Origin of the sequence: Yinghuangia soli, from assembly GCF_021502675.1 — a bacterium.
Lineage (GTDB): Bacteria > Actinomycetota > Actinomycetes > Streptomycetales > Streptomycetaceae > Yinghuangia > Yinghuangia soli.
In genome coordinates this window covers 863,566-885,749 of sequence record NZ_JAKFHA010000001.1, presented here as the reverse complement: position 1 = coordinate 885,749, position 22,184 = coordinate 863,566, and the positions used below count along the sequence as shown (strand labels likewise).

Genomic DNA, 22,184 nt, shown 5'->3' with positions numbered 1-22,184 from the left:
GCGCCTGGTGGGGCTTGGGGCAAGGGACGTGTGTCCGGCGCGGCCCAGGCTTTCGGGCCCCCACGCAGCCTTCGCATGCACCGGCGGTTCTTGTGGGACCGAGTCGTCGGTCGGCCGCGGAGGCGCCTGGGTCATGAGGCAGGGGTTGGCCGTGGTCCTGGATGGTGTGCTGGTCGGCGGGGGAACGGGAGGATGGCGGCATCCTCGGGGGCTGGCGCGGCGGGTGGCGGGTCGGCTGCTTTGCCCGGTGGGGTGCAGTCGGTGCAGGGCGGATGCGCAGGGGAGTCGGCGGCCAAGAGCAGCCAGGGGTCCTTGGCGGAGGTGCCGGACCAGGTTTCCGCTTCCTGGACGGCGCGTACCGCCACCAACGCGTGGAACGTGTCCGCCCACGCGGCGCGGCACCGGGCTCTGCGGTCGGCGTCGAGCACCGCACCCAGCAGGCCCGGGCGGGTCGGCTGCGGATGGCCGAGCTGCGCCAGTGCGTCCAGTATCCGGGCCGCGCGTCCCAGGACTCGGGCGATGCCGCCGAACGCGTGGACGAGCCCCGGCTCGGCCGGGCCCGGCCGCTCCGCGGGGCCGCGCAGACGCGGCGGAGTGAGGTCCGCGACCGCGGCCAGCGCGGTCCGCAGGTGTGCTGCGGTCGGACACAGGCAGCCCAGGCGCGCAGCGTCCAGGCGCCAGGACTCCACGGCCCCCAAAGCGAGTTCCAGTGCCTGGGCGACGGCTGCCAGGGCCTCGCCCGCGGTGGCCGCGGTCGCGATGTCGTCGTCGAGGCGGGTGACCGCCGGGGCGGTCCGGGTACGCGACGGAATCATGGTGGGCTCCCCTCGGACGGGCGGCGGTGCGGATGCTGCCGCCGCTTCCACGGTCTCTCGGAACGGGTCCGCGGACCGGCCGGGATCCGGCGTCCTGTGGACAACTCCGCCGCGGGGCACGTCGGCAGGCCGCTGTCGCGCCCGGGCCGCCGCGGTCGTCCACAGGCGGGCGAAACCTGGTGGTCGGCGGCCTCGGGGAGCAGCGATACTCGATCGGGTGTTCCTGACGATATCCACCACCCGCCGGCCTGCGGCCGACCTCGGATTCCTGCTCCACAAGCACCCGGGGAAGGCGCAGCAGTTCTCCGCCACCTACGGCACCGCGCACGTCTTCTACCCCGAGGCGTCCGACGACCGCTGCGAAGTGGCCCTGATGCTCGACGTCGACCCGCTGGCTCTCGTGCGCGGCACGAAGAAGGCCGGCGGCTCCCCGGACTTCGCCCTCGCGCAGTACGTGAACGACCGCCCGTACGCGGCGTCGTCGCTGCTCGCGGTGGCGCTCGGCGGCGTCTTCCGGACCGCGATGCAGGGCCGCTGCGATCTGCAGCCCGAGCTCGTGGACGAGGCATGGCCGCTGGAGGTGGTGATCCCCGCGCTCCCGTCGCGCGGCGGTCCCGCGATGGTGCACGCCCTGTTCACCCCGCTGGGCTGGACCGTCGAGGCCGAGCCGGTCCCGCTGGACGAGCGCTTCCCGGAGTGGGGCGACTCGCGCTACGTGCGGCTCCGGCTGACCGGCACCCTGCGGGTCGCCGACGCCCTGCGGCACCTCTACGTCATGCTCCCGGTCCTCGACGACGCCAAGCACTACTGGGTGTCGCCGGACGAGGTCGACAAGCTGCTGCGGGCCGGTGAGGGCTGGCTCGCCGGGCACCCCGAGCGCACCGTCATCACGCGCCGCTACCTGGCGCGGCGCCCGGGGCTGACCCGTACCGCACTGGAACGCCTCGCCGAGGTCGACGACTCCGAGCTCGAGGACATCGACAACGCGGTTCCGCAGGACGAGCCGGACCTGCCCGAGACCGGTGCGGAGGCCGGCACCGAAGCTGGCATCGTCGAAGCCGGCATCGAGGCCGGCGCCGAAGCCGTGGCCGGGGCCCCGGCCGAGACTGCTCCCGAGCCGGAGCCGACCGCGGAGGCCGGCACGCCGGCCGAGCCGCGTCCGGTCCCGCTCGCCACGCACCGCCGCAACGCCATCCTCACAGCGCTGCGCGAGGCGCGCGCCGCGCGCGTGCTGGACCTCGGCTGCGGGGACGGCAAGCTGCTGGGCGACCTGCTCAAGGAGCGGCAGTTCTCCGAAGTGGTCGGCGTCGACGTCTCGGTCCGCGCCCTGGGCATCGCCGCCCGGCGCCTCCACCTGGAGCGCATGGGGGAGCGCCAGCGGTCCCGCGTGAAGCTGCTGCAGGGGGCGCTGACGTACACCGACGCCCGGCTGGCCGGCTACGACGCGGCCGTGCTCTCCGAGGTCATCGAGCACGTCGACGAACCCCGGCTGCCCGCCCTGGAGTACGCGGTGTTCGGCGCGGCTCGTCCGGAGACCGTCGTGGTGACCACGCCGAACGTCGAATACAACGTGCGGTACGCCCCCGAGGAGGAAGGCGGCCACGGCCTCGCCGCAGGCGCCATGCGGCACGGCGACCACCGCTTCGAGTGGGACCGCGCGCAGTTCCGGGCGTGGGCCGAGCAGGTCGGCGGACGCTTCGGCTACGCCGTGGAGTTCGTCCCGGTCGGCGACGACGACCCGGAGGTCGGCCCGCCCACCCAGATGGCGGTCTTCACCGCGTCCGCCGCCCCCGCCGTCATCGACACCCCGGCAGTACCGAAGGAAGTCCGCGCATGACACCCCTCGCCATCCCCGACCTCGCCCTCGTCGTGCTCGTCGGCACCACGGGCGCGGGCAAGTCGACCTTCGCGCGCACCCACTTCAAGCACACCCAGATCCTGTCGTCCGACTTCTTCCGCGGCATGGTGGCCGACGACGAGAACGACCAGTCCGCCTCGAAGGACGCGTTCGACCTGCTGCACCACGTCGCGGGCAAGCGCCTCGCGGCCGGCCGGCTGACCGTGATCGACGCGACGAGCGTGCAGCGCGGCGCGCGCGAGCAGCTGGTGAAGCTGGCCCGCGACCACGACGTGCTGCCGGTCGCGATCGTCCTCGACGTGCCCGAGGACATCTGTTTCGCGCGCAACTCGACCCGCCCCGACCGCGCACACCTGCCGCGCAACGTCATCACGCGGCAGCGCAAGGACATGACCCGGTCGCTGCGCCACCTGCAGCGCGAGGGCTTCCGCAAGGTGCACCACCTGCGCGGCGTCGAGGAGATCGGCGCGGCGTCGATCGTGTACGAGAAGCGCTACAACGACCTGCGGCACCTGTCTGGCCCGTTCGACATCGTCGGCGACATCCACGGCTGCCGCGCCGAGCTGGAGACGCTGCTCGGGCAGCTCGGCTACGCGGTCGCCCGCGACCCCGGGACCGGCAAGGCGGTGGACGCCGTCCACCCGGAGGGCCGTACCGCGGTGTTCGTCGGCGACCTGGTCGACCGCGGCCCCGACACGCCCGGCGTGCTGCGCCTGGTGATGGGCATGGTCCGGGCCGGCCACGCCATCTGCGTGCCCGGAAACCACGAGAGCAAGCTGCTGCGCGCCCTCAACGGCCGCAAGGTGAGCGTGACCCACGGCCTCCAGGAGTCGCTGGACCAACTCGCTCTGGAGTCGGACGAGTTCAAGAAGGACGTCGCGGACTTCTGCGAAGGCCTGGTGAGCCACTACCTCCTCGACGAAGGCCGCCTGGTGGTCTCGCATGCCGGTCTGCCGGAGAAGTACCACGGCCGCACGTCCGGCCGGGTGCGCAGCTTCGCGCTGTACGGCGACACCACCGGGGAGACCGACGAGTACGGCCTGCCCGTGCGCTACCCGTGGGCCGAGGAGTACCGCGGCAAGGCGATGGTGGTCTACGGCCACACGCCGATGCCGCGCGCCGAGTGGGTGAACAACACCATCTGCCTCGACACCGGCTGCGTGTTCGGCGGCGAGCTGACCGCCTTGCGCTACCCCGAGCGGGAGTTGGTCGCGGTGCCCGCCGAGCAGGTCTGGTACGAGCCGGTGCGCCCGCTCAAGGCCGAGGCGCCGGGCGGCCGGGACGGGCGTCCGCTGGACCTCGCCGACGTGCTGGTGCCGGACGACCCGATGGGCCGCCGCGTGGTGGAGACCGCGGGTGCGGGCCGCGTCATGGTGCGCGGCGAGAACGCCGCGGCCGCGCTCGAGGTGATGAGCCGGTTCGCGATCGACCCGCGCTGGCTGGTGTACCTGCCGCCGACGATGGCGCCGTGCGCGACCGCGCAGGAGGAGGGCCTGCTCGAACACCCGGAGCAGGCGTTCGCGCAATACCGTGCGGACGGCGTGGCGACCGTCGTGTGCGAGGAGAAGCACATGGGCTCGCGCGCAGTGGCGCTGGTGTGCCGCGACGCGGACGCCGCCCGGGACGCCTTCGGCGCGGCCGAGGGCACCGGTGCCCTGTGGACGAGGACCGGCCGGTCCTTCCTGCCCACGCCCGAGCTGACCGAGCAGTTCCTCGCGCGCCTGCGCGCGGCCGTGGACGCGGCCGGGCTGTGGGACGAACTGGACACCGACTGGCTGCTGCTGGACGCCGAGTTGATGCCGTGGTCGGCCAAGGCCGTCGAGTTGCTGCGCCGCCAGTACGCGGCGGTCGGCGCGGCCGCCGGGGCGGCACTCCCGGCGGCGGCGCAGGCGCTGGCCCGTGCCGCCGAGCGCGGCATCGAGGTCGGCGACCTGTCCGCGCACATAGTCCGGCGGGCGGCCAACGCGCAGGGGTTCCGGGACGCGTACGGCCACTACTGCTGGCCGGTGGAGGGCCTGGAGGGGCTGCGGTTCGCACCGTTCCAGATCCTGGCCGGGCGCGGGAGGGCGTACACCGCGCAGCCGCACGACTGGCACCTGGCCGTGGCCGACCGGCTGGTGGCCGCCGACCCGACCGGCCTGCTGGCGCCCACCGGGCGCCTGGTGGTGGACGTCGGCGACCCCGAGCAGGTGGCCGCCGGGGTGGCTTGGTGGACCGCGATGACCGCGTCGGGCGGCGAGGGCATGGTGGTCAAGCCGCTGGCCGCGGAAGGCGCGCGCGAGCCCGGTTCGCGCGTGCAGCCGGGCGTGAAGGTCCGCGGGCCGGAGTACCTGCGCATCATCTACGGCCCGGACTACTCCGAGCCGGTGCACCTGAAGCGCCTGCGGCAGCGGCACCTGGGCCACAAGCAGTCGCTCGCGCTGCGCGAGCATGCGCTGGGGATGGAGTCGCTCGACCGGCTCAGCCGCGGCGAGCCGCTGTGGCGTGTCCACGAGGCGGTCTTCGCCGTGCTCGCCCTGGAGTCGGAGCCGGTCGACCCGCGGCTCTGACACTCCGCCGCATTCGGCGGCTTTTGACGGGCCCCCAGGCCGTACCGGCCTCGGGGCCCGTCGGCTTTCCGAGGCTCGCGCTCCTGCTCCGCGCCCGGCTCGGAGGTGCGCGGAGCAGGAGCGCGAGCCCCGGAGGCCCCAGGTCTGCGTGGGAGGTGAGAGATCCCCGCAACCGGGGTATCAGCCGCCCTGTTGTCCACTTTTGATCAGGTTTCTCCGCTTCGTGGGTCCAACGTCCCGTCGTCCTCGGGACACGTGTCCGTGCAGGTCGTGACCTGTGCGGCCGTTCGGCGTACGGAGCGGGGAGCAGGATCGCAGATGACGGGATTCCCAGAGACCTGGGCGGATCGCCACAAGCGGACAAAGCAGCACCGTTCTTCGTGAACCTTCATGAATAGGTCTCCAGGAAGAGGGCCCTCGCGACCGCGTCCCCTGCGGGTGCGGAGGCCCGGCGCCGACTCTCGTCAGGAGGATCGAGATGAGCCACGCACCGGCTCCTTCGGGCGCGTCGAAGACCGACGCGTCGTCAGGGCCAGGCGCCGAGGACGACGCGACACTGGGTCTGGCCCAGGCGACCGCACTGGTCATCGGCGGCGTCATCGGCACCGGGATCTTCCTGCTGCCCGCCACGCTGGCGAAGTACGGCACGATCTCGATCCTGGCCTTCGGGCTGGTCTCGGTCGGCGCCCTGCTCATCGCGATGATCTTCGGCAAGCTGGGTGCGCGCATCCCGGCCTCCGGCGGACCGTACGCCTACGCCCGCGACGCCTTCGGCGAGTTCGCCGGCTTCCTCACCGCCTGGTCGTTCTGGCTCACCGCCTGGATCGGCAACGCCGGCATCGCCGTCGCGTGGGTCGGCTACGTCAACTACTTCCTGCACTGGGACTCCACCCTCGGCAAGATCGTCATCGCGCTGGTGGGCCTCACCGTCCCGGCCATGGTCAACCTGTCCGGCGTCAAGAACATGGGCGCCTTCCAGCTGGTGACCACGGTGCTGAAGTTCGTGCCGCTGCTGTTCGTGGCCATCGTCGGCCTGTTCTTCATCGAGAGCGTCAACTTCGGCCCGTTCAACGCCGAGGGCGGCAGCTTCATCGACGCTCTGCAGACCTCCGCCGCGCTCGTGGTGTTCGCGTACTCCGGCATCGAGGCCGTCGCGATCGCCGCCGAGAAGGTGCGCAATCCGGAGAAGAACGTCGCGCTCGCCTCGGTGTACGGCACGCTCGCCTGCGCCGCGGTCTACATGCTCAGCACCATCGCGATCATGGGCACCGTCCCGAACGCCGAACTGCAGAACTCCACCGCGCCGTTCTCCGACGCGCTCAACAACATGTTCGGCGGCAGCGCCTGGGGCGGCGTGATGGCCGCGATGGCGATCATCTCCGGCGTCGGCGCGCTCAACGGCTGGACGATGCTGGTCGCCGAGATGCCGTACGCGGCGGCCCGCGACGGGATGTTCCCGGCCGCCTTCCAGAAGATGCGCAACGGCGTCCCGTACGTCGGCATCATGGTCGGCACCGCGCTGACCGTCATCGTCATGGCGATCAACTACCTCTGGTCCGAGGACGCGTTCGAGACGATCCTGTTGATGGCGACCGTGACCACCGTCATCCCCTACATGTTCTCCGCGGCGGCGCAGTTGTTCTGGCTGGTGACCCGCGAGCGCACCGTCGACCGCGCCGACCTCGCCAAGAACATGACCATTGCGATCGTCGGCTTCGCGTTCACCCTGTGGATGGTCTACGGCTCGGGCGCCGACGCGGTCCTCAAGAGCCTGATCATGCTGCTGCTCGGCATCCCGGTCTACATCTGGGTCAAGGCCTCGCGCAACGAGTACGGCCCCAACGAGGTCATGCACGACGCGTCCGGGAAGGCCGTCGGGACCATCGACAGCACGACCGGCATGGACGCCGGCAAGCACCCGGGCGAGTGGCCCCCGCCGGACGGAGCCGCCCGCACCTGACGCCCCGCGCCCGGCACCACGTACCCGACACCCCGCACCACGGACCACCCCGTCCGCACCCAGCTCCACCCCCGCTGTGCCACCGCGCGGCGAACCCCGGAAAAACCGCGGGAAACCCCCGCACTGCCAAGGAGGTTCCATGGGTTTCAACGTCCAGTCGGAGACCGGCCGGCTCAAGCAGGTCATCCTGCACCGACCGGACCTGGAGCTCAAGCGGCTGACCCCGACGAACAAGGACGATCTGCTGTTCGACGACGTCCTGTGGGTCAAGCGGGCACGTGAGGAGCACGATGCCTTCGCCGACGCGCTGCGGGACCGCGGGATCACCGTCTACCTCTTCGCCGACCTCCTCAAGGAGACGCTGCAGAGCGAGCCGGCCGCGAAGAAGCTCATCCTGGACCGGGTCTTCGACGAGCGCGCCTACGGCCTGCTCGCGGTCGACGAACTGCGCGGGCTGTTCGAGAACTTCGACACCGACACGCTGGTCCGCCACCTCATCGGCGGCATCACCAAGCGCGAGGTGCTGGAGCACATCGAGGAGCCGCACAGCGTCGCGTTCCACACCATGGACCTCGACGACTTCACCATCATCCCGGTGACGAACCACCTGTTCACCCGCGACACTTCCGCCTGGGTGTACGACGGCGTCGCGATCAACGCGATGCAGATGCCGGCCCGGCGCCGCGAGACGGTGCACTTCGAGGCGATCTACAACTACCACCCGATGTTCGCCAAGGGCGACTTCAACGTGTGGAACCCGGGCCAGTCCGAGTACCCGGCGACCATGGAGGGCGGCGACGTCCTGGTCATCGGCAACGGCGCGGTGCTGGTCGGCATGAGCGAGCGCACCACCCCGATGGGCGTCGAGGCGCTGGCCCGCGCGCTGTTCCGCAAGGGCGCGGCGCAGAAGGTCGTGGCGCTCGCGATGCCCAAGGCCCGTGCGTTCATGCACCTCGACACGGTCATGACGATGCTCAACGGCGACACGTTCACCAAGTACGCCGGCATGGGCATGCTGCCCTCGTACACCATCGAGCCTGGCGACTCGGACGACGAGCTGAAGGTCACCGACCACCCGGCCGAGGACATGAACAAGGCCATCGCGCGGGCTCTCGGCCTGGACAGCATCAACGTGCTCACCGCGACCCAGGACGTGCGCTCCGCCGAGCGCGAGCAGTGGGACGACGGCTGCAACGTGCTCGCGGTCGAGCCCGGCGTCGTCTTCGCCTACGAACGCAACGTCACCACCAACACGTTCCTCCGCAAGAACGGCATCGAGGTCGTCACCATCCGGGGCAGCGAACTCGGCCGCGGCCGCGGCGGCCCGCGCTGCATGAGCTGCCCGGTGGAGCGCGAAGCGGTCTCCTGACCGCCCCCGCCCGGGCGGCTGCGGCCTGACCTGCGCCGCGACCGCCCGGGCGCCCACAGACCCGCCTTGCTGCAGGCGGTACAACAAGCAGTGACCCGAAGTACCACTGCCGGCACCCCAGCCGACCACACGAGAGAAGAACTGGAGTCATGGCTTTCAACCTGCGCCACCGCAACTTCCTCAAGGAACTCGACTTCACCCCGCAGGAGTTCAAGTTCCTGATCGACCTGGCCGCGGACCTCAAGGCGGCCAAGTACGCCGGCATCGAGCAGCAGCGCCTCAAGGGCAAGAACGTCGCCCTCATCTTCGAGAAGACGTCGACCCGCACCCGCTGCGCCTTCGAGGTCGCCGCCTATGACCAGGGCGCGAACGTCACCTACCTGGACCCGACCGGCTCGCAGATCGGCCACAAGGAGTCGATGAAGGACACCGCGCGCGTCCTCGGCCGGATGTACGACGGCATCGAGTACCGCGGTTCCAAGCAGGAGTACGTCGAGGAGCTCGGCAAGTACGCGGGCGTCCCGGTCTGGAACGGCCTCACCGACGAGTGGCACCCGACCCAGATGCTGGCCGACATGCTCACCATGAAGGAGCACTCGGACAAGCCGCTGCACCACGTCTCGTTCGCCTACCTCGGCGACGCGCGCAACAACATGGGCAACTCGCTCATGATCACCGCCGCCATGCTGGGTATGGACGTCCGCATGGTCGCCCCCAAGGCGCTGTGGAACGACGACGAGATCATCACGCAGGCCAAGGAGATCGCCACCAAGACCGGTGCCACCATCACCCACACCGAGGACGTCAAGGCCGGCGTCAAGGGCGTGGACTTCCTCTACACCGACGTGTGGGTCTCGATGGGCGAGCCCAAGGAGGTCTGGGACGAGCGCATCGCGCTGCTCAAGGCCTACCAGGTCAACATGGACGTGGTGAAGGCGACCGAGAACCCCAAGGTCAAGTTCATGCACTGCCTCCCGGCGTTCCACGACCGCCACACCAAGGTCGGCCAGGACCTGTACGAGAGCACCGGCATGGAGGCCCTGGAGGTCACCGACGAGGTGTTCGAGTCGGACTTCTCGATCGTCTTCGACGAGGCCGAGAACCGCCTGCACACCATCAAGGCCATCATGGTCGCCACGCTCGGCGACTGACGCCCCGCAGCAACCGCGTACGGCCCGGGCACCCGAGCCGAGGTGCCCGGGCCGTACGCGTTCAAGAAGTGCCCCATTTATCCGGATCAATCGTGATCCACTCCTCCTCCCGGAAGGGAAGTAAAGACAATGCGCGTCGTCGTCGCCCTCGGCGGAAATGCCATGCTCCAGCGCGGGGACAAGCCCGACGCCGACATCCAGCTGGCCAACATCCGCAAGGCGGTCAAGGCCCTCGCCCCCATCGCCGAAGAGCACGAGCTCGTCCTGACGCACGGCAACGGCCCGCAGGTCGGCGTACTCGCGCTGCAATCCGCCGCGGACAAGTCGCTGAGCACCCCGTACCCGTTCGACGTCCTGGGCGCCGAGACGCAGGGCATGATCGGCTACTGGCTGCTCCAGTCGCTGCAGAACGCGCTGCCGGGCCGCCAGGTCTGCGCGCTCATCAACCAGACCCTGGTGTCCGCCGCCGACCCCGCGTTCGAGAACCCGACCAAGTTCGTCGGCACCGTGTACGACGAGGCGGAGGCCAACCGGCTGGCGGCCGAGCGCGGCTGGGTGGTCAAGCAGGACGGCCAGTACTGGCGCCGCGTGGTGCCGTCGCCCAAGCCGCGCCGCGTCGTCGAGACCCGGCTGATCCGCCAGCTGCTCAACTCCGGCGCCATCGCGGTCTGCGCGGGCGGCGGCGGCGTCCCCGTGCTGCGCAATGACGAGGGCCAGCTGGAAGGCGTCGAGGCGGTCGTCGACAAGGACCTGACCGCGTCGCTGCTCGCCGAGGCACTGGAAGCCGACGCGCTCCTCCTGCTCACCGACGTGCCCCGCGTCATGCGCGGCTTCGGCACCCCGCAGGCCGAGGAGATCGCCAACGCGACGCCGGCCTCGCTGCGCGCCGAGGACTTCCCGGCCGGCTCGATGGGCCCGAAGGTCGACGCCGTCTGCCAGTTCGTCGAGACGACCGGCGACATGGCCGCCATCGGCTCCCTCGACCAGGCCACCGACATCCTGGCCGGCAAGGCCGGCACCATCGTCACCCCGAGCGGCCGCTACCCGGAGCGAAGCCTCCTCTGACCCGCAGCCACGCCCGAGGGGCCCGCACCGATCCGGTGCGGGCCCCTCGCGTCTCCTGAACTGCACGGCAGCGGAAGGTGCAGGGATCGAACCTGCGCGGGGTCGCCCCCGACCGCGGCTTAGCAAGCCGTTCCATTACCGCTCTGGCAACCTTCCGTACCCGCAGGCTACTTGCCGCCTCCGGCGGCGTCGAAGGAAATAGCGCGGGACGTACGACGCGATCACGGATTCTCGTAGGCTCTGAGCATGACCGGACCCGCAGGAGCCCAGCCCCGGTACGCCGGTGTCATCTTCGATTTCTTCGGTGTCTTGACGTTCAACATGGTGGAAGTCATCACCGCGTTCGAACACCGGGAGAAGCTCCCGGCCGGCTGCTTCCTGCGGGCCTGGGCGGACCCACGCGGACAGGAGGCGTTCCGCGACATCGAACTGGGACGGATTTCCCAGACCGAGTGGAATGCTCGCTTCGGCGCCTTGATGGGTGTCTCAGCGGACAACCTGATGGGCCGCTATTTGCACGACGCGTTTCCGGCGTACTCCGTACTGAAGGTCGCACGACAGGCGCGCGAACACGGCATCAAGACGGCGGTGTTGTCCAACAGCCTGGGACGGGAACCGTACGACCCATACGCGGGTTTCGACCTGCACGGGACCTTCGACGCGGTGATCCTGTCCGCCGAGCACGGCATCCGCAAGCCGGACCCGGCGATCTTTCAGCTTGCCCTGGACCGGATCGGCGTCCCCGCCCGCGAGTGCTTGTTCGTGGACGACAGCGAGGACAACCTTGCGGCAGCACACAAGATCGGAATGACGCCGCTGCTGGCCCTGGATGAAGTCGTGGCCGCGCGGCGCCTGCGGGAACTGCTCCGGCTACCCGACCTCTAGGAAATCGCGGACTCCGGAGTGAGCGGAGTGCGGGGCAAGCTTCTTGCGGAGGCCGCTCAGCTCCGAGGCTGAGCGCGCCGAGTCGACCGTGCCGAGACAATGTGCGGCGCGATGGGCGAGTTCAAGGGCTGCGTCCAGATCGTGCATGGCGAAGTGTGCTTCGGCAGCGCGGGCCAGGTAGATGGCGTGGCTGCGGGGGTACGCCTGCTCGCCGGGCCGGGCTACGGCCTGCGCTGCCGTGAATCGGCGGACCGCCTCGGCCGCGTCCCCCAGTTCCAGGGCACACGAACCGGCGATCATTTCAATTTCGCCGTGGTCGACCCAGTACAGCGTCTTGGGGTCGTCGTCGTGCGTGCCTTTGTCCAGCGCGGCACGGGCGAAGTCGAGTTGGCGGGCGCAGTCCTTCTTCGCTCCCGTCTTGGAAAGCGCACGGGCGGTCCGTGCCGCAAGCATGCCGTGCATACGCGGGGTGGCTTGCCCACGTACATGGGAGCTGGCTGCGTCCAACAAGGCGACGGCGCGGCCGGCTTCACCAGGTGTGGAGTAGCACTGGATGGCTGCGAAGGAGAGCGCATAGGCGCCGCCGATCGGGTCGTCCGCATCTGCGGACGCGCGCAGGGCTGCGTCGAAATACCGCTGGGCCACGCCGAGGTTTCCTTGGTCGAAGGCGCTCCAAGCAGCCTGCCGCGCTGCCTCGGAGGCCATCGTGTACAGCCTTCTCATGCTTGGCCCTTTGTGCCGTCCTGACTGGATCAGGCGAACAAGCAGGGACAGTTCACCGCGTGCGAGTCCGTGGACCTCGCCGCTGCCAAGCTCATCGTCCAGTCGCCGCAGGTGGTCGAGTCGGTCCTCGACGTGCCCCAGCAGTGCCGGGCCTGCCGGATCGTCCGCATGCGACACCTGCCCGAGCTGGTCGTCACCGACGACGGCGGACCAAGCGGCCGCGGACGCGGACAGCGCGGCGCCGACGGCCAGAAATCCCCTGCGGTCCACTCTGCTCCCGTTCAGCAGTCCCGTGAGGACCGTCAGGTTCACCGACGTGCTCCACGGAGCAGCGTCGGAGTCGATGGCGCCGGATCCGCGTAGGGCGGCCTCGAATGCCCCTGCGGTGCCCAGTACTCGGTCGTATGCGGCGGCAACGGCGGCGGTGACGGGCCGGTTCCCGTTCTCGACGTTGCGCAGGTAGGCCTCACCGAACGCCGCCTGCTGGGCGAAGGCTGCCCACACCATCCCGGACTCCCTGCGTGCCTGGCGCATAGCCTCGCCGAGCTGCTGCATCGACGGCACCGGCCTTTCTCGCAAGGGATCGGCGTTGGATCGGCTCGGTTCATTGTCTCCGGATACGGATCCGGTGTGTGCTCATCCCGGAACACAGTGCAACGATTCGCGGCTTACGAAGGACTGTCGATGGACGCAGCGACCCCGAGCATGGCACCCGAACCCCCGGTGGTCGGCACGATCGTGCACACCATTTACGGACCTCAGCAGGTCATGGACGTGTCCGACGTGGGGCAGGCCGAGATGACCTTGTGGTTGCGGCCGGAGCGCGGTGGCCTCGAATGGACGGTCTCGCTCGCGGGCTACCCGTCAGTCCTCGCCACGAGGCGTCGTGAGAGCACCAGTTGACCCGAGGCCCGGCGCAGAATCGCACCGGGGCACCATCGAGAAAGGTAGGGATGACATGACCGGTCAGCCGAACCCGCCGCAACCGCCTTCGCAACCACCCGGGCGCCCCGAGCGGGACAGCGGCCCGCCCGCAGGTCCCGGGACGCACCGCCGTCCGGACTGAGGCCCGCCACCACGACCACGGGGCCGGGGACAAGTTGCCTCCGGCCTCGATTCCTGCAGGAGGACCTATGGACTGGCAGAACCCCGCGCACCGTCTCGCCCACCAGGTCGCGAACTCCCCGTCACGCTGGCATGAATCGGTCAAGCAGGTCCCGCGGCATGTGTTCGTGCCGCGCTGGTGGGACTGGTCCGGCGGCTCGTACGTCCTCAGGGACGGCCCTGCCGACTCCGACGCGTGGCTCGACGCCGCGTACCGCGATCAGACCCTCGTCACCCGGGTCGGCCCTTTGCATGCCGACCACGCCGAGGCTGATGCCGCACCCGAGGGCGTCCCGACGTCGTCGTCGACGCTCCCGGGCCTCGTCCTCACCATGCTGCGCCTCGGACGTCTGTACGACGGCGCCGACATTCTCGATCTCGCAACCGGCTCCGGATACTCCGCCGGACTGCTCGCGCACCGGTTCGGGGGCGATCGCGTGACCTCGATCGACGTCGACCCCTACCTGGCCAAGGCAGCTGCTGAACGCCTCGCTTCGCTTGGTCTGCACCCCACCGTCACGACCTGTGACGCCACCGGTGAACTCCCCGGCACATACGACCGCATCATCTCCATGGTCTCGGTGCCGCGCATCCCCGCATCATGGGTCGCCGCTCTCCGCACTGGAGGACGGCTCGTCACCACCCTGACCGACCTGCATGTGATCGTCACCGCCGACAAGTTGCCGGACGGGCGACTCAGGGGCCGCGTCGAGTGGGAGCGCGGGAGCTTCATGACGACGCGCTCCGGCGACGACTACCCGCCCCGCCCCGGCCCCGATTTCGCCGTCGTCTCGACAGGCGACGGCGACACCGTCACCACCGGCCGCTACCCGGTCGTCCAGATCCATGAGTCGTGGGAGCTCAGCGCCGTCCTTGCGATCGAAGTCCCAGGTGTGTGGCACTCGTTCCATCGCACTGACGATGGATGGCGTACGGCGTGGATCACCGCGCCCGACGGCTCCTGGGCTCGCGCGCAGGGCTACAAGCGCGAAGCGCCCACCGTCCACCAGGCCGGTCCGCAACGGCTCTGGGACGTCCTCGACGAGTTGCGTGAGTCCTGGCTGACGTACGGGTACTTCCAGCTCTACGGAGCCGAGGTGACCGTCGAACGCGATGGTGCCTTGACGTTCGAGCGGGGCGACTGGGCCGCGACCATTGGCTGATGGTCGCGGGAAGCGTCTCGGCAATTCGGGGCATCTTGGGCGGCGGTGGTCCGGGCATTTCGTCTGGGTACACGGCGGGCTGAGCTCGGTTCATGGCGGCGTGCTGCGGGTTCGCTCGGACGCGCGACTGCCGAAAAGGCGGTTGTGGTGTCACCATCACCCGTATGGCCGCTTCAGTGATGCCTGCCGCCGACACTCTCACCCGGACACTCCTGGCCGCCCGCGACGCCGACTGGCGCGCGTGGACCCGCGACGACCTCGAGCGCGTCGTCGCCACGTTGTCGTGGCGCGCGGCGGCGCACGACACCTTCGAACTCGATCCCGGCGTGCCCGGGCTGCTGTGCCGCTGGCAGCCTGCCGAGGACGGGGACGCCGGTGCGGCGCCGAGCCCGGTGCTGCGCTTCGAGGTGCCCATCCCGGTGCCCACGCCGGGGCCGGATCTGCCGCCGCCGTCGGGGCCGGGGCGCAGCCTCGGGTTCGGGGCCGGGTTGTCGGGCGAGTCGTGGGGGCTGCCCGGGGCCGCGTTCCCGCGCGACCGGGACCGCGAACTCGACGCCGCGCACACCCGGTTGGTGGCCGCGGTCACCGCCGCTCTCGGTCCCGCGCCGTGGCGCGGCGGCCCCGGTGCGTGGCTGCGCTGGCGGGGCAAGGCCATCACGCTCCGGCTGGCCCGCGACCACGCGCGCGGCGCACTGACGATGGACCTGTTCCCCACGATGGCCTGGGAGGCGCGCGAGCAGGGCGAGTTCGCCGCCGCGCACGGGCTCGGCGGGCTGCCGTACGACTGGTGCGTGAGCCGCCCCGACATGGCGCTGGCCGAGCTGTTCCTGCCGTTCGGGCCCGACCCGAGCGACTGGGACGACTTCGCCGCGGCGCTGCCCGAACTGCTCGCCTCCGCGGTGACCGACCTGCCGCTGGTCGGCTGGATCGAGCCGATCCTGCTGGTCATCGGGGATGTCGCGCACCCCAGCCGGACCGTCGAGCTGCGCATCGGGCAGGACCGGTTGGAACTGGGCGGCATCCCGGGGCTGGCCCGCCAGGTGTGGCTGCGGCCGGGGGCGGACCACGGGCGCCGGGCCGGCGGGCTGCTGCTGGATGCCTTCGCGGCCTGGGACATCACCGCAGCCTCCGGGATGCGGGTCCGGTCGTGGACAAGTGGCGGCTACGTCGACTTCCCCGGACTCGGCGTGCGGCCGGAGGGCACCCACCCGGACGACCTGGCCTGATCCAGGCGTCCGGACACCTGAACGCCCCGACGTCCGAACCCCGGTACGCCTTGACGCGCGGACGCGCGCGGGCGCGCGCTGCCACGGACGTGTGAATCGGCCTGGGGTTCGCGCAGTGCATCGGGTAGCGTGTACGGCCTTGCCCGGGGTGCCACGCGCGGGTCCGGCGGCGGAAGGCCGCATCAGGACCCCGGTGGCGAAACCAAGAGCGACCGACCCAACTGACGCCGTGCGTCGGGCGCTTCGGCGCGCCCGGCGCGTGAGGAGTTCGTCATGCCGTCTGCCGCCGCATGCCCGCGACCAGGTCCCGAACCCGAGTCCGGATCGGACTTCGGGTCCGACACCAGATCCGACACCGAACCCGACTCCGGATCCGACAAGAACACCCGCTCCGCCCCTGATGCCCGCCCCGCGCCGATCCCGTTCCGGGACTCCGCTCGCGCCTTCGCCGCGCTCGCCGGGGCCGGCTTCCGCCGCCACTCCACCTACCGCCAGGCCACCGTGGCCGGCGTGTTCACCAACATCGTCTTCGGCATCATGCTCTGCGCCGTGTACGTCGACGTGGCCGGCGCGTCCGGCCGCCCCGGCGGCTACACGACCGCGCAGCTCGTCAGCTACGTGTGGGTGGGCCAGGGCCTGCTCAGCGTGGTGTGCATCTGGGCCTGGAAGGAACTCGCCGAACGCATCCGCAGCGGCGACGTCGCCGCCGACCTGCTGCGGCCGGTCGACCCGCTGGCCGCCTACGCCGCCGCCGACCTCGGCCGCGCCGGGTACGCAGTGCTCACCCGGCTGCTCGCGCCCCTCGCGTTCGGCCTGCTGTTCTACAGCATGTACCTGCCGCAACGAGCCGTCACCTACCCGATGTTCGCGGTATCGGTGGCGGCCGCGACGCTGGTCAGCTTCGCGGGCCGCTACCTGGTCAACCTGTCCGGCTTCTGGCTGCTGGACATCCGCGGACCCATCTCGTTCTGGATGCTGATCCTCGGACCGCTGTGCGGCGGGTACTTCCCGCTGCGCTTCCTGCCCGAGTGGGCGCAGTGGCTGGTCTGGTGCGCCACGCCGTTCCCGAGCGTCTTCCAGGTGCCGCTGGACATCGCGGTGGAACGCACGTCCTCCGGGGTCGCGGCGGCCACCGTGCTGCTGCAGATCGCCTGGGCCGCGCTCCTCTTCCAGGCCTGTGCGCGCGTCCAGCGCCGCGCCGTCACCCGCCTGGTGGTGCAGGGTGGCTGAACCTGCCCGCGGCGCGTACCGCGAACTCGTGCGCGCCCAGATCCGCAGCCAGAGCCAGTACCGCGCCTCGTTCGCCATGGACGCCGCGCTGACCTCGTGCGTCAGCGTGCTGGAGATCCTCGCGATCCTCGTGCTGTTCCGGGTCACCCCCTCGCTCGGCGGCTTCTCGGTCCGCGAGGCGGTGCTCATCGCGGCGCTCTGCGAATTCGCCTTCCAGATCGCCGATCTCGCGGTCGGCAACATCGAGCGGATCGCCGAATACGTCCGCACCGGGCGCATGGACACTGTTCTGGTCCGCCCGCTCAGCCCCCTCGGCCAGTTGCTGGCCGGGGACTTCCCGCTGCGCAAGGCAGGGCGTGTCGTGCAGGGCCTCGCCTTGTACGCCGCGGCCCTGGTGTACGCCGGGATCGACTGGACGCCGGCCCGCGCCCTGCTCGCGGTCACCGCACCGGTCGCGGCCGGCGCACTGTTCGCGGCGGCCTTCGTGGCCGGCGCCACGGTCGCGTTCTTCTGGATCGACTCGGGGGAGTTCGCCAACGCCTTCACCTACGGCGGACGCACGTTCGGCACCTACCCGCAGACCATCTACCCGGCCTGGATGCGCGTCCTCTTCGGCTACGGCTTCGCCGGCTACCAGCCCGCACTCGCCCTGCTCGGCCGCCCGGACCCGCTCGGTACGCCCGCATGGGTGGCCTGGTGCACGCCGCTCGCCGCCGCCGCGGCGTGGGTCGGCGCCGTGCTGATGTGGCGTACCGGCGTCCGCCATTACAGGAGTACCGGATCATGAATGCAGCATCGTTCCCCAGCCCCTCCGCCACCGCGCGCGCCGCGGGACCGGCGGCCGGCGCGCCGGCCATCTCGGCGGCCGGACTGCGCAAGGAGTTCACCGTCAAGCGCCGCGCCGGCCGGGTGCGCCGCACCTCGCACACCGTGGCCGCGGTGGCCGGCGTCGACCTCGCGGTCGGCCACGGCGAGACCATCGGCTACATCGGCCCCAACGGCGCCGGCAAGTCGACCACGCTCAAGATGATGACCGGCGTACTCGCGCCCAGCGGCGGGGAGTTGCGGGTGTGCGGCCTCGAACCGGTGCCCCGGCGCAAGCAGCTGGCCCGCCGGGTCGGCGTGGTCTTCGGGCAGCGCTCGCAACTGTGGTGGGACCTCCCGCTGCACGAGTCGTTCCGGCTGCTCCGGTACGTCTACGCGGTCCCCGAGGCCGAGCACGCCCGGCGCCTCGCGGCCTGCCGGGAGCTGCTCGACCTGGGCGCCTTCTGGGACACCCCGGTCCGGCAGCTGTCCCTGGGCCAGCGCATGCGCGGCGAGATCACCGCGGCGCTGCTGCACGGCCCCGGCGTGCTGTTCCTGGACGAGCCGACCATCGGCCTCGACGTGGTCAGCAAGCAGGCGCTGCGCTCGTTCCTGGCCGAGCTGGGCGCGCGCGGCGACGTCACCATCGTGCTCACCACCCACGACCTCGCCGACATCGAACGCCTGTGCCCCCGGCTGGTGGTGGTCGACCACGGGCGCGTGGTGCACGACGGGACGCTGGCCGCGCTGCACGACCGCTACGGCTCGCGCCGCCGCGTGGTGGCCGACCTGGACCGGCCGTACGACGAGCTGCCGCACGTGCCCGGGGCCAAGGTCGAACGCGTCGAGGACGACGGGCACCGGGTGGTGTTCGCTCTCGACGGCGTCCCGGCGGGCGGCCTGATCGGCCGGCTCGCGCAGCTCGGCGGGCTGCGCGACGTCGCGGTGCAGGAGCCGGACATCGAGGAGGTGGTCGCGCGCCTGTACGCACAAAGCCCCTGAGCCCCGGCGCGCCCCCGCGGGCCGCCGGGCCGGGTTCCCTACGATGACGGGCGGACTATTGCCGCAAATATCCTGTTTGCGGCAATAGCCGAACGGTCCGCCCGGGCGGCTCCGCGGCCGGCCCCGGCACCGCGCACGCCGCCCCCGAAGGGGATGGCGAGGTCCTGTGGCACTCACGAACGACGGCGCGGAGCGGCGCGATCCCCCCGGCGGACCGGGCGGCCGCGGCGTCGTGGACCCGGTCGTGGCGGGCATCGGCTTCACCGCCGTCCTCGCGGTGGTCATGTGGGGCGTGCTGGCCCAGGACTCCCTGGAGACCGCCGCGGGCAAGGGCCTGGACTGGGCCATCTCCACCTTCGGCTGGCTGTTCGTGGTGGCCGCGGACGTCTTCCTGCTGCTCGCCGTCTACCTCGCGCTGAGCCGGTTCGGCCGGATCCGGCTGGGCCGCGACGAGGAGGATCCGGAGTTCAGCACGCTGGCCTGGGTGGCCATGATGTTCAGCGCGGGCATGGGCATCGGCCTGATGTTCTACGCGGTGGCCGAGCCCATCCAGCACTACGCGGCCCCGCCGCCCGGCTCCGGGGCGGAACCCGGCACGGGCGGCGCGGCCGGCGCCGCGATGCAGTACACGCTCTTCCACTGGACCCTGCACCCGTGGGCGATCTACGCGGTGGCCGGCCTCGCGCTGGCGTACGCGACGTTCCGCAAGGGCCGCGGCAACCGGGTCAGTTCGGCGTTCGTGCCGCTGCTCGGCGCGGAGCGCGCGGACGGCGGCTGGGGCCGGGCGATCGACCTGCTGGCCATCTTCGCCACCGTGTTCGGCTCGGCGACCTCGCTGGGCCTGGGCGCGCTGCAGGTGGCCAAGGGCCTCAACCTGACCATGGACGTCAAGGACTCCGAGAGCCTCGAAGTCGTCATCATCTGCGCGCTGACCGCAGCCTTCGTGGTCTCCGCGTTCAGCGGCATCCACCGCGGCGTCAAATGGCTGAGCACCGCCAACGTGGTGCTCGCGGTGGCCCTGATGGTGTTCGTCTTCGTGGTCGGCCCGACCGTCTACGTCCTCGGCGTCCTGCCCGCGTCGGTGGGCAACTACTTCCAGAACCTCATGACCATGTCCACCCGCACCGGAGCCTTCGTCGGCACCGAGTGGCTGGCCGCGTGGACCATCTTCTACTGGGCGTGGTGGCTGTCCTGGGCGCCGTTCGTCGGCACCTTCATCGCCCGCATCTCGCGCGGCCGCACCGTGCGGGAGTTCCTCATCGGCGTCCTCCTGGTGCCCAGCGGCGCCAGCACGGTGTGGTTCGCGGTCATGGGCGGCAGTGCGCTGCGCATGCAGCAGACCGGCGACGCCGACCTGGTCGCGGAGACCGCGAAGGGCGCCGAGAACGCCCTGTTCGCGATGCTCGACCACCTGCCGCTGTACGGCGTCAGCGCACTCGTCGCGATGCTGCTGGTCGCGCTCTACTTCGTGACCGGCGCCGACTCCGCCTCGCTCGTGCTCGGTTCGCTGACCAGCCGCGGCGCGCTCAAGCCGCCGTCCTGGATCGTGGTGGCGTGGGGCGTGCTGATCGGCGCGGTGGCCTCGGTGCTGCTGCTGGCCGGCGGCCTGAAGAGCCTGCAGCAGGCCACCATCCTGGTCGCGCTGCCGTTCGTGGTGGTCATGCTCGCGCTGTGCGTGGCGCTGGTGAAGGAACTGCGCGAGGACCCGGCCGCCGCGCACCGGCCGCGCACGTCCCGGCCGCGCGGCCTGCAGGCCGCGGTGCGCGCCACGGTCGGCGAGGAGGCCGACACGGAGACCTACGACCGCCGGCACGGCGGTATCTGAGCCGGTCCGGCAGCCGTGCGGCACCCGGTGCGGGCCGCGCGACCGGGCACGGCATGATCGGATGCCGGCCGAGACGAAGCCGACGGAGACGACGCCGGCCGAGACACCGAGGGAGACCGCCGTGCTGATGCGGGACGCGCGTACTGCGCTGTGCGAATACGGGCGCCGCGCGGTCGGCCAGGGCTTCGTGGTCGGCAGCTCCGGCAACCTGAGCGTGCGGGACGGCGGCCTGGTCGCGGTCACCCCGTCCGGCGTACCGCTGGACCGCATGGCGCCCGAGGACTGCCCGGTAGTCGACCTGTCAGGCGAGGTGGTCGAGGGCGCACTCGCACCGTCGTCCGAGACGCCCATGCACCTCGCGCTGTACGCCGCGGCAGAGGACGCTCGGGCCATCGTCCACACGCACGCGGTCTTCGGCGCGGTCGTGGCCACCACGCGCACGGTGCTGCCCGCGATCCACTACAACGTCCTGCTGTTCGGCGGCCGCGACGTGCGGGTGGCCGAGTACGCGACATACGGCACACCCGAGTTGGCCCGCAACGTGCAGGCCGCGCTGGCCGGCGGCCGGCAGGGCGCCCTGCTCGCCAACCACGGCAGCGTGACGCTCGGCCTGGACCTCGACGAGGCCTTCGAGCGCACCCGCATCCTCGAGTGGCTGTGCGAGGTCTATGTGCGGGCCTGCGGCATGGGCGAGCCGCGGATCCTCGACGACGGCGAACTGGCGGACGTCGAGCTGCGCATGCGCTACTGAGCACCGGACGCGTACCGGACTGAGTACGCGTACGGACGCGCGCCCCGCAGGACCCGCCGACGATGGACGCATGACGAACCGGGAGCCCAGGGCACGGCATTCGGCATCCTCGGTGCACCGGGAACCGTGGCGCTACCAGGGCGAGTTCGCCACCGGCCCGGACCTCGAGGGCATTCTCGGCCGGGAGTTCGCCGTCGAATACGTGCAGGCCGAGGACGGCACCCTGTACGAAGTGCCGCAAGGCCGAGCCGCCGGACGGCCGATCGTGGTGTCCGCGGTGCTGGGCGTGATGTGGCTGGTCACGATCTTCTTCGTCGTGGCGGTCCCGGCCATGGTCCTGCTCGCCGGCCAATGCGGGGACGACGGCCGCGGCCTGATGTGCACGGCGGACGGCCAGCGCGTGGCCGTCGCGATCCCCATGCTGGGCGGCGTGGCGGTCGGCATCGCGGGCACCGTCGGGATCCTGGCGGGCGGCCGCCGGGCGCGCCGGATCGCGGCGTGGGGCTGGCTGGCCGCGCTCCCCGCGCTGTGCGTGGCCCTGCGGCTCGCCTTCTCGCTGTGGCCGGCCGCGCAGTAGGCGGCGGGAGAAGTCCGGGACGAGCCCGGGGCCGGGGAGCCGAGGGGGAGTCCGGGGGGGGGGGCGGCCGCCCCCCCCCCCCGGGGGGGTCCCCCCCACCGCACGAAGAGGACGATGCGGGGGGGGG

General features: G+C 71.3%; 18 protein-coding genes and 1 tRNA gene. 16 read left to right on the top strand and 3 right to left on the bottom strand.

Going from position 1 to position 22,184, the window contains the following annotated elements; all coding sequences use genetic code 11:
- Positions 1-131: 131 nt before the first annotated feature.
- Positions 132-815, bottom strand: a complete 684-nt coding sequence (locus tag LZ495_RS03815; RefSeq protein WP_235050388.1) for a hypothetical protein — start codon at positions 813-815, stop codon at positions 132-134.
- A 217-nt stretch (positions 816-1,032) separates the two neighbouring features.
- Between LZ495_RS03815 and LZ495_RS03810 the strand changes: the two genes are divergently transcribed.
- From LZ495_RS03810 to arcC, 6 genes are all read left to right on the top strand, one after another.
- Positions 1,033-2,652: a 3' terminal RNA ribose 2'-O-methyltransferase Hen1 gene (locus LZ495_RS03810; RefSeq protein WP_235050387.1), complete on the top strand. Its 1,620-nt coding sequence runs from the start codon at positions 1,033-1,035 to the stop codon at positions 2,650-2,652.
- The gene (locus LZ495_RS03805; protein WP_235050386.1) at positions 2,649-5,222 is read left to right on the top strand and encodes a polynucleotide kinase-phosphatase; all 2,574 of its coding nucleotides are present in this window, start codon (positions 2,649-2,651) and stop codon (positions 5,220-5,222) included. Before LZ495_RS03810 ends, LZ495_RS03805 begins: the two co-directional genes overlap by 4 nt.
- Before the next feature lie 478 nt (positions 5,223-5,700).
- Entirely contained in the window at positions 5,701-7,182 is a 1,482-nt protein-coding gene (locus tag LZ495_RS03800; RefSeq protein ID WP_235050385.1) for an APC family permease, read from the top strand.
- A 139-nt stretch (positions 7,183-7,321) separates the two neighbouring features.
- Positions 7,322-8,551: an arginine deiminase gene (locus LZ495_RS03795; protein WP_235050384.1), complete on the top strand. Its 1,230-nt coding sequence runs from the start codon at positions 7,322-7,324 to the stop codon at positions 8,549-8,551.
- A 149-nt stretch (positions 8,552-8,700) separates the two neighbouring features.
- A complete protein-coding gene (gene argF / locus LZ495_RS03790) occupies positions 8,701-9,702 on the top strand; it encodes an ornithine carbamoyltransferase (protein WP_235050383.1) in 1,002 nt (333 codons plus the stop codon).
- A 129-nt stretch (positions 9,703-9,831) separates the two neighbouring features.
- Positions 9,832-10,767, top strand: a complete 936-nt coding sequence (gene arcC, locus LZ495_RS03785; protein ID WP_235050382.1) for a carbamate kinase — start codon at positions 9,832-9,834, stop codon at positions 10,765-10,767.
- Between the two features lie 71 nt (positions 10,768-10,838).
- Here arcC and LZ495_RS03780 read toward each other — a convergent pair.
- A tRNA-Ser gene (locus LZ495_RS03780) sits at positions 10,839-10,923 on the bottom strand.
- A 90-nt stretch (positions 10,924-11,013) separates the two neighbouring features.
- On the opposite strand from LZ495_RS03780, the gene LZ495_RS03775 reads away from it, so the two are divergent.
- Positions 11,014-11,652: an HAD-IA family hydrolase gene (locus LZ495_RS03775; RefSeq protein WP_235050381.1), complete on the top strand. Its 639-nt coding sequence runs from the start codon at positions 11,014-11,016 to the stop codon at positions 11,650-11,652.
- On the opposite strand, the gene LZ495_RS03770 is transcribed toward LZ495_RS03775, so the two are convergent.
- Positions 11,638-12,930, bottom strand: a complete 1,293-nt coding sequence (locus tag LZ495_RS03770; protein WP_235050488.1) for an NsdA family TPR-like regulatory protein — start codon at positions 12,928-12,930, stop codon at positions 11,638-11,640. The two genes, LZ495_RS03775 and LZ495_RS03770, sit on opposite strands and share 15 nt — an antisense overlap.
- 129 nt (positions 12,931-13,059) lie before the next feature.
- On the opposite strand from LZ495_RS03770, the gene LZ495_RS03765 reads away from it, so the two are divergent.
- The 9 genes from LZ495_RS03765 (at position 13,060) to LZ495_RS03725 (ending at position 22,057) form a co-directional block, all read left to right on the top strand.
- A complete protein-coding gene (locus LZ495_RS03765; RefSeq protein WP_235050380.1) occupies positions 13,060-13,278 on the top strand; it encodes a hypothetical protein in 219 nt (72 codons plus the stop codon).
- Between the two features lie 230 nt (positions 13,279-13,508).
- Positions 13,509-14,642, top strand: coding sequence for a methyltransferase domain-containing protein (locus LZ495_RS03760; protein WP_235050379.1), 1,134 nt, complete (start codon positions 13,509-13,511; stop codon positions 14,640-14,642).
- Positions 14,643-14,806: 164 nt separating this feature from the next.
- Positions 14,807-15,868, top strand: coding sequence for a hypothetical protein (locus LZ495_RS03755; RefSeq protein ID WP_235050378.1), 1,062 nt, complete (start codon positions 14,807-14,809; stop codon positions 15,866-15,868).
- 273 nt (positions 15,869-16,141) lie between these two features.
- A complete protein-coding gene (locus LZ495_RS03750; protein WP_235050377.1) occupies positions 16,142-17,098 on the top strand; it encodes an ABC transporter permease in 957 nt (318 codons plus the stop codon).
- A complete protein-coding gene (locus LZ495_RS03745) occupies positions 17,091-17,885 on the top strand; it encodes an ABC transporter permease (RefSeq protein WP_235050376.1) in 795 nt (264 codons plus the stop codon). The genes LZ495_RS03750 and LZ495_RS03745 overlap by 8 nt, the downstream gene beginning before the upstream one ends.
- Positions 17,882-18,904, top strand: a complete 1,023-nt coding sequence (locus LZ495_RS03740; RefSeq protein ID WP_235050375.1) for an ABC transporter ATP-binding protein — start codon at positions 17,882-17,884, stop codon at positions 18,902-18,904. The genes LZ495_RS03745 and LZ495_RS03740 overlap by 4 nt, the downstream gene beginning before the upstream one ends.
- Positions 18,905-19,070: 166 nt before the next feature.
- The gene (locus LZ495_RS03735; protein ID WP_372498513.1) at positions 19,071-20,729 is read left to right on the top strand and encodes a BCCT family transporter; all 1,659 of its coding nucleotides are present in this window, start codon (positions 19,071-19,073) and stop codon (positions 20,727-20,729) included.
- 127 nt (positions 20,730-20,856) lie between these two features.
- Complete coding sequence (locus LZ495_RS03730) at positions 20,857-21,480, top strand: class II aldolase/adducin family protein (RefSeq protein WP_235050486.1); 624 nt, start codon at positions 20,857-20,859, stop codon at positions 21,478-21,480.
- Positions 21,481-21,550: 70 nt separating this feature from the next.
- Entirely contained in the window at positions 21,551-22,057 is a 507-nt protein-coding gene (locus LZ495_RS03725) for a hypothetical protein (RefSeq protein ID WP_235050374.1), read from the top strand.
- Positions 22,058-22,184: the final 127 nt, after the last annotated feature.

What these genes read in the sequence shown, in the direction of transcription:
- LZ495_RS03815 (WP_235050388.1), bottom strand. Translation starts at nt 815, where the DNA reads ATGATTCCGTCGCGTACCCGGACCGCCCCGGCGGTCACCCGCCTCGAC.
- LZ495_RS03805 (WP_235050386.1), top strand. Translation starts at nt 2,649, where the DNA reads ATGACACCCCTCGCCATCCCCGACCTCGCCCTCGTCGTGCTCGTCGGC.
- LZ495_RS03800 (WP_235050385.1), top strand. Translation starts at nt 5,701, where the DNA reads ATGAGCCACGCACCGGCTCCTTCGGGCGCGTCGAAGACCGACGCGTCG.
- LZ495_RS03795 (WP_235050384.1), top strand. Translation starts at nt 7,322, where the DNA reads ATGGGTTTCAACGTCCAGTCGGAGACCGGCCGGCTCAAGCAGGTCATC.
- argF (WP_235050383.1), top strand. Translation starts at nt 8,701, where the DNA reads ATGGCTTTCAACCTGCGCCACCGCAACTTCCTCAAGGAACTCGACTTC.
- arcC (WP_235050382.1), top strand. Translation starts at nt 9,832, where the DNA reads ATGCGCGTCGTCGTCGCCCTCGGCGGAAATGCCATGCTCCAGCGCGGG.
- LZ495_RS03775 (WP_235050381.1), top strand. Translation starts at nt 11,014, where the DNA reads ATGACCGGACCCGCAGGAGCCCAGCCCCGGTACGCCGGTGTCATCTTC.
- LZ495_RS03770 (WP_235050488.1), bottom strand. Translation starts at nt 12,930, where the DNA reads ATGCAGCAGCTCGGCGAGGCTATGCGCCAGGCACGCAGGGAGTCCGGG.
- LZ495_RS03765 (WP_235050380.1), top strand. Translation starts at nt 13,060, where the DNA reads ATGGACGCAGCGACCCCGAGCATGGCACCCGAACCCCCGGTGGTCGGC.
- LZ495_RS03760 (WP_235050379.1), top strand. Translation starts at nt 13,509, where the DNA reads ATGGACTGGCAGAACCCCGCGCACCGTCTCGCCCACCAGGTCGCGAAC.
- LZ495_RS03755 (WP_235050378.1), top strand. Translation starts at nt 14,807, where the DNA reads ATGGCCGCTTCAGTGATGCCTGCCGCCGACACTCTCACCCGGACACTC.
- LZ495_RS03750 (WP_235050377.1), top strand. Translation starts at nt 16,142, where the DNA reads ATGCCGTCTGCCGCCGCATGCCCGCGACCAGGTCCCGAACCCGAGTCC.
- LZ495_RS03740 (WP_235050375.1), top strand. Translation starts at nt 17,882, where the DNA reads ATGAATGCAGCATCGTTCCCCAGCCCCTCCGCCACCGCGCGCGCCGCG.
- LZ495_RS03730 (WP_235050486.1), top strand. Translation starts at nt 20,857, where the DNA reads ATGCGGGACGCGCGTACTGCGCTGTGCGAATACGGGCGCCGCGCGGTC.
- LZ495_RS03725 (WP_235050374.1), top strand. Translation starts at nt 21,551, where the DNA reads ATGACGAACCGGGAGCCCAGGGCACGGCATTCGGCATCCTCGGTGCAC.